Source organism: Mucilaginibacter sp. P4_D1, from assembly GCF_056401935.1.
This window is the reverse complement of sequence record NZ_JBFUIJ010000032.1, coordinates 65,969-72,035: the sequence shown is the minus strand read 5'-3', so window position 1 is coordinate 72,035 and position 6,067 is coordinate 65,969. Positions and strand designations below refer to the sequence as shown.

Here is a 6,067-nt window from a genome sequence, read left to right as displayed (position 1 = left end):
CCGTATCTCACCCCGGAACGCACGGCAATATCATTTCTCACGTGATATTGTATCAACTAAACCTCAGATCTCATGCAAGATGATTATCTAAGCTCTTATATATTTACCGATGTAATAACCGATAAACAATTTTTTTATTATATTGTGTCAGCAGCTTTTAAACAGCTTTATATTTAACCTTGCGCCAATAAATTGCGAATAATTTAAAGCAAACGAAGATACAATATAAATATTGCGTTTAAACGTTCAAATTTACCGCATATTATTAATAAATGTCTATCTAACGTTACTTTATTTACTTAGATGCCCAGGTAAAATATTTGTTACCATGAAATTGAATTTAATCTTTATTTTATTATTTTCTTCGTTGTTTGTATCTGCTCAAAAAATTAACCTGAGAGAAATTAAACGGGCTGAAAATTTGGCTAATACGGTAACTATCATCCGCGATAATTACGGCGTACCGCATATTTATGGAAAAACCGACGCCAGCGCAGTTTTTGGGTTGATGTATGCGCAGTGCGAAGATAATTTTAAGGGGATTGAACGCAATTACCTTTACCAGTTTGGCAAACAAACCGAAGTGGATGGTGAAAATAGCCTGGCTACCGATATTCAGTTACAATTAATTGCCGATAGCGCAGATGCTATCAATGATTATAAAACAAGCGCCCCGGCTTTCAGGAAACTATTGGATGCTTTTGCCGATGGTATAAATTATTACCTGTACAAACATCCCGAAGTAAAACCCAAAGTATTTAAGCATTTTGAGCCCTGGTACGCGCTGATGTTTACCGATGGAAGCGTAGCCGCCACCGAAACAGGGGGCATTAAGCTGGATGAAACAAAAGAGTTTTATATAAATGGCGGCGACAAACTGGGTTACGTTCCAAATGGCCCGGTCAAAGTTTATGAATTTGTGAATGAACGCGAAACAGGATCGAACGGGTTTGCTATCTCTCCTTCGAGGTCGGCTTCGGGGCATGCTTTGTTGTATATTAATCCGCATGTGCCCTTTTATTTCCGCAGCGAGGTGGAACTGGTTAGCGAAGAAGGTTTGCACGCCTACGGCGCAGTAACCTGGGGCCAGTTTTTTATATACCAGGGTTTTAACGAACACTGCGGCTGGATGCACACCAGCAGCTACGCCGATGTAGCCGACCTGTATGCCGAAAAAATGGTAAAAAAAGACGGCACGTGGTTGTACGAGTACAACGGCACCCTTAAACCCGTTACCGAACGTAAATTGGTTATCAATATCAAAAAAGGCGATAAGCTTGAACCAAAAACAATAACCGGCTACTATACCCATCATGGCCCGGTAGTAGGCAGCCGCGACGGCAAATGGCTGGCGCTAAGGGCCAATAATCGCTCATATAACGCGCTGGTTGAATCATGGCAGATAACGAAGGCCAACAACCTGGCCGAGTACAAAAAAGCCATGGACCTGGTATCCAACGCCACCAACGCCACTGTTTATGCCGATGATAAGGGCAACACCATTTTTTGGTATGGCAATTATATCCCCAAACGCGACCCCAAATATGACTGGAGTTTACCCGTTGACGGTACTACTTCCGCTACTGAATGGCAAGGTGTTCATCGCTTAAACGAAATAGTAACCACCACAAACCCCGCTACCGGCTGGATTCAAAATTGTAATTCGACGCCATTTACTGATGCCGGTGCAAGCAGTCCGGATAAAAGTAAATACCCGGCTTATATGGCACCCGACGGCGAAAATTACCGTGCGGTTACGGCCATTAACATATTAAAGAATGCTAACGGCCTTACACTGGATGGCCTTATAGCAAAAGGATATGACCACTACCTGGCTGCCTTTGACGATTTACTGCCCGCACTATTCAAGGCTTATGATGAAGCTCCTGATTCATTAAAGCATTCAATATCAGATGCTATATTAATATTGAAGCAGTGGGATAAGCGCACGGCGGCCAATTCGGTAGCAAGCTCACTGGCTATTGAATGGGGTACGGCCATGCTTAAATTACTCCCTCCGCCTAAAACCGACCAGGAAAGTGCTTTTATCACACGCCGCATTAAAACACTGGCCGATGCAACCCCGGGCAAGCAGCAACTGGAGCTTTTAAGCGCTGTTATGAAAAACCTGCAAAGCCGTTTTGGGACTTGGCAGGTAAATTGGGGCGATATGAACCGCTACCAGCGGCCCGCCGATGGCACAACCTTTGATGATAAGCTGCCGAGTATCCCGGTGGGTTTAACCGGCTCGGGGTTTGGGCAATTGCCGTCGTTCCAGAGCCGTACGGTAAATACTTTGAAAAGGTATGGTTACTCGGGCAATAGTTTTGTAGCCGCAGTTGAATTTGGCCCGAAGATAAAGGCTAAAAGTATCATGACCGGCGGGCAGTCATTTGATGCCGCATCAAAAAACTTTACCGACCAGGCGCGGGGTATTATTGAGGGTAAGTTTAAAGATGTGTTATTTTACCGCGAAGATGTGCTGAAACACGTAAGTAAAAGCTATCATCCGGGCAGTTAATTTAGTTGCAGAAAAAAGTATATTTGGATACAATAACAAAAATGAAAAAGTTCCTGTTTGTGGCTTTATTATGTTTTTGCGGTGCCAACCTGTTTGGGCAAAGCATAACAGTTAATGACCTTACCAATTTAACCAACCTAACAAACGCCGATGCGCACAAATACCTGGTTTTAGCAAAAGGCTTTAAAAAGGCCTATACCCAGGAACTTGATGGTAATACCATTGAGCATTTGAGTAAAACAGATGCCGAAAAAAAACAAGAATCGGTAGATATTGGGGTAGCTTTGAAATTAAGCAGCGGAGCCATATTACGTACCGTAACCTATAAAACATCTCGCACTGAACAAATTTTCCATTTGATTTCACAGGCAAAAAGCCAGGGCCTGCCCATGAAATTCCAGGGGGCCGATACGATAAACAACATTTACCAGTTTGATAACGATTTTTTTCATATCGTGATGTATATCAGCCGCGATAATACCGCCGGCTACGTAGAGGTTAAACAAAAAGAGTATGTAGGCTTTGATTGATAAAGGCATTTCGATTTAAGCTATCTGAAAATTCCATCCGGCTTTTGGTATATTGCAATACCAATTTATAAAGCTTATGGAAAATATCAGCCGCAAAAAGTTTATAGCTGCAGCTACAATGGCAACCGCCGGTATGGCATTAGGTTTAAACGCCAAAGGACTATCGCTACCCGGAAGCTTAAATAGTGGCGATCTCGCTCAATCTTCCCCCGGAAAAATTAAAGTAAGCATTTTCTCCAAGCATTTGCATTGGCTCAAATACGCGGATATGGCCTCATTGGCGGCTGATATGGGCTTTGATGGAGTAGACCTGACGGTAAGGCCCGACGGGCACGTATCGCCGGAGCATGTGGCTACTGATCTGCCAAAAGCTGTTGCAGCGGTTGAGCGCGCGGGTTTAAAAGTTTATACCATTGTAACCAACATCAAATCGCCCGATGAAAAATACACCCATGATATTTTAAAGGCTGCATCGGCATTGGGAATTAAGTACTACCGGATGGCCTGGTTGGATTATGATAAAAGCATCAGCATTCCCGATAACCTGAAGGCGATAAACAAGCAGTTTAAGGCGCTTGAGGCCCTTAACAGGCAATATAACATGCACGGTGCTTATCAAAATCATTCGGGCGAGTTATTTGGCGCTTCGGTTTGGGATCTTTGGCTGGGGATGGAGGGAACCAATCCTGATTTTATTGGCTGCCAGTACGACGTAAGGCATGCCACTACCGAAGGAGCCGACACCTGGCCAACATCTATCCAAACACTTATACCGCGCATTAAAACCACCAATGTAAAAGATTTTTACTGGGACAAAAAAGATGGCAAATGGCAGGTGAAAAGTGTGCCTTTGGGCGAGGGTATGGTGGATTTTCCAAAATATTTTCGTATATTAAAGGAACAAAAAATAAACGGCCCCATGAGCCTGCACTGCGAATACGAGCTTGGCGGCGCGCAGGATGGCGCCAAACAATTAACGATAAGCAGGGAAGCGTTTACAACTGCTGTGAAAAAAGACCTGGCCACCCTAAGAGGATGGCTAAAGGAATATGATCTGTAAAAGATCAAAATAAGAATATACAATACATTAATGAATACCAATTTAACAAAAAACAATCCACTACACATCATAACCGAATTATACCAGGATAGTATCCAACGCCTACCCAAAAACGGCCAGCACTTGTTAGGCCACCAAACCGAAGATCTTATTGTTGTTTACCAGGCTTATAATCATCACATTGCCGATTTTGCCGTAGAAAATCAATTCCTCGGCGGCAACCATTATAGTTATAGCCGGATGTCGTGGATAAAGCCTAACTTTTTATGGATGATGTACCGCTGCGGCTGGGCCGAAAAAAAAAGCCAGGAAAGGGTACTTGCGCTGTGGATTCAAAAGACAGATTTAGAGAAAATCCTGGGTGAAGCAGCCATATCTTCATTTAGTCCTAAATATTACGAAAGCCACGCACAATGGAGGGCCGACCTGGATCAAAAGGAAGTGCGCCTGCAATGGGACCCCGATCATGACCCTTACGGGAATAAGCTGCAACGCCGCGCTATTCAATTGGGTTTAAAAGGGAAAATGCTGGAAGATTTTGGCAAACATCAAATCAGGAAAATTGAGGATGTAACAGATTTTGTAAAGCTGCAGAAACAATTGTTAGATGCCGGCCGCCTGGATGAACTATTAGTGCCATTTGAAACTGCATTTAAAACCGGCGATGCTGCTTTGAATGACAGGGTAGGTATAGAAAGATAGATTTTGTTGAGAATTATAACTATAAACAACGGAGTAAGCCAATTATGCCAGGAAGATATTAGCATCAAACGATGACCTCTGTTTATTGCCTGATCCTGGTTGAAACAGGTCGCTTCGATACCTGTTTCAACCAGGATCAGGCACCAAAATTTAGATGCGTTTACATTACGTAAAATATCATTTTTAGTGTTAACCATGAATAAAATATAAAATGTTGATTATTAGTATTTTATAACATTTTAAACCTGAAATGTGTTAAGTTATGTTAACCCAATCTCTTTGCATTTGCCTTGAATTCCGAATAAAAACAATTTGCAATTACCACAAGTTTGTTACTATATTTATATAGCGTAACCAAGTCGCATTATTCTCCCTGCAAGCCACCTGGTTACTAAAACCAATTATACCTTTAAAAATAAGGAGGCTGTCATGAACGTAGTTCATAAAATTGAACATTGGGGCGATACACATCACCCTAAATTCCTTGATCTTGTACGCATTGCGCTTGGGGTATTTTTATTGCTGAAAGGCGTAGCCTTTATGGAAAATACGACTTATCTACGCGATCTGATCGAAAGCCAGGATGTTGTTGATCTTTCGCCCGGCGTATTGATGGTTTTGGTTTATTACGTAACCTTTGCTCATATGATAGGCGGCATCCTGATAACACTTGGGATATTTACCCGGCTGGCATCTATTTTCCAGATCCCTATTGTATTAGGCGCGGTGTTTTTAACAGGCATTTTCAAGGAACCCATAAACACACTGGAATGGCCATCTGTAACCGCATTAATCCTCCTGGTAATGTTCACCATTTTAGGCTCCGGCCCAATTTCGTTGGATAGGTACCTGGAAGGATAGTTTTTAGATGTGCAGATTTCAAATGTGCAGATTTCAGATGATTTGAGTTGCGCATTTGAGATTTGCCACACGGAATGTGAAGCTTCATTTGCACATCTGAAATCCGCACATCTAATAACCCGTCACTGCTTCATCCACATAGCACCATAGCCATCTTTCGCCGGGCTCGGCCGATATTACTACCGGGTGGCCGGTGGCTTCAAAATGTTTGGTCATATGGGTATTGGGCGAGCTATCGCAGCATAGCGTAACACCGCAGATTTGGCAGGTGCGCAGGTGCATCCATGATGAATGTGTTTTAATGCACTCTTCGCACAGGTAATCCTGCGGTTGTTTAATATCGGTAATTGCCGCCAGATGCTGGCATATTTCGTCGTCGTTTTGCATGTTGTG

Annotated in this window: 6 protein-coding genes; 5 read left to right on the top strand and 1 reads right to left on the bottom strand. The window is 42.9% G+C overall.

Annotated elements, in window-relative coordinates; translation table 11 throughout:
• Window positions 1-328 precede the first annotated feature (328 nt).
• The 5 genes from AC1DV1_RS22435 (at window position 329) to AC1DV1_RS22415 (ending at window position 5,674) form a co-directional block, all read left to right on the top strand.
• The gene (locus tag AC1DV1_RS22435; RefSeq protein ID WP_477363739.1) at window positions 329-2,521 is read left to right on the top strand and encodes a penicillin acylase family protein; all 2,193 of its coding nucleotides are present in this window, start codon (window positions 329-331) and stop codon (window positions 2,519-2,521) included.
• A gap of 41 nt (window positions 2,522-2,562) precedes the next feature.
• Window positions 2,563-3,051 carry a hypothetical protein gene (locus AC1DV1_RS22430; RefSeq protein WP_477363735.1) on the top strand — a complete coding sequence of 163 codons (489 nt, stop codon included), beginning with the start codon at window positions 2,563-2,565 and terminating at the stop codon, window positions 3,049-3,051.
• 76 nt (window positions 3,052-3,127) lie between these two features.
• Entirely contained in the window at window positions 3,128-4,111 is a 984-nt protein-coding gene (locus AC1DV1_RS22425) for a sugar phosphate isomerase/epimerase family protein (RefSeq protein ID WP_477363732.1), read from the top strand.
• 30 nt (window positions 4,112-4,141) lie between these two features.
• On the top strand, window positions 4,142-4,813 hold the full coding sequence (locus tag AC1DV1_RS22420; protein ID WP_477363729.1) for a DUF4291 domain-containing protein: 672 nt from the start codon (window positions 4,142-4,144) through the stop codon (window positions 4,811-4,813).
• 429 nt (window positions 4,814-5,242) lie between these two features.
• Entirely contained in the window at window positions 5,243-5,674 is a 432-nt protein-coding gene (locus AC1DV1_RS22415; protein ID WP_477363726.1) for a DoxX family protein, read from the top strand.
• A gap of 111 nt (window positions 5,675-5,785) precedes the next feature.
• Here AC1DV1_RS22415 and AC1DV1_RS22410 read toward each other — a convergent pair whose 3' ends face one another.
• Window positions 5,786-6,061, bottom strand: coding sequence for a UBP-type zinc finger domain-containing protein (locus AC1DV1_RS22410; protein WP_477363723.1), 276 nt, complete (start codon window positions 6,059-6,061; stop codon window positions 5,786-5,788).
• Window positions 6,062-6,067 lie beyond the last annotated feature (6 nt).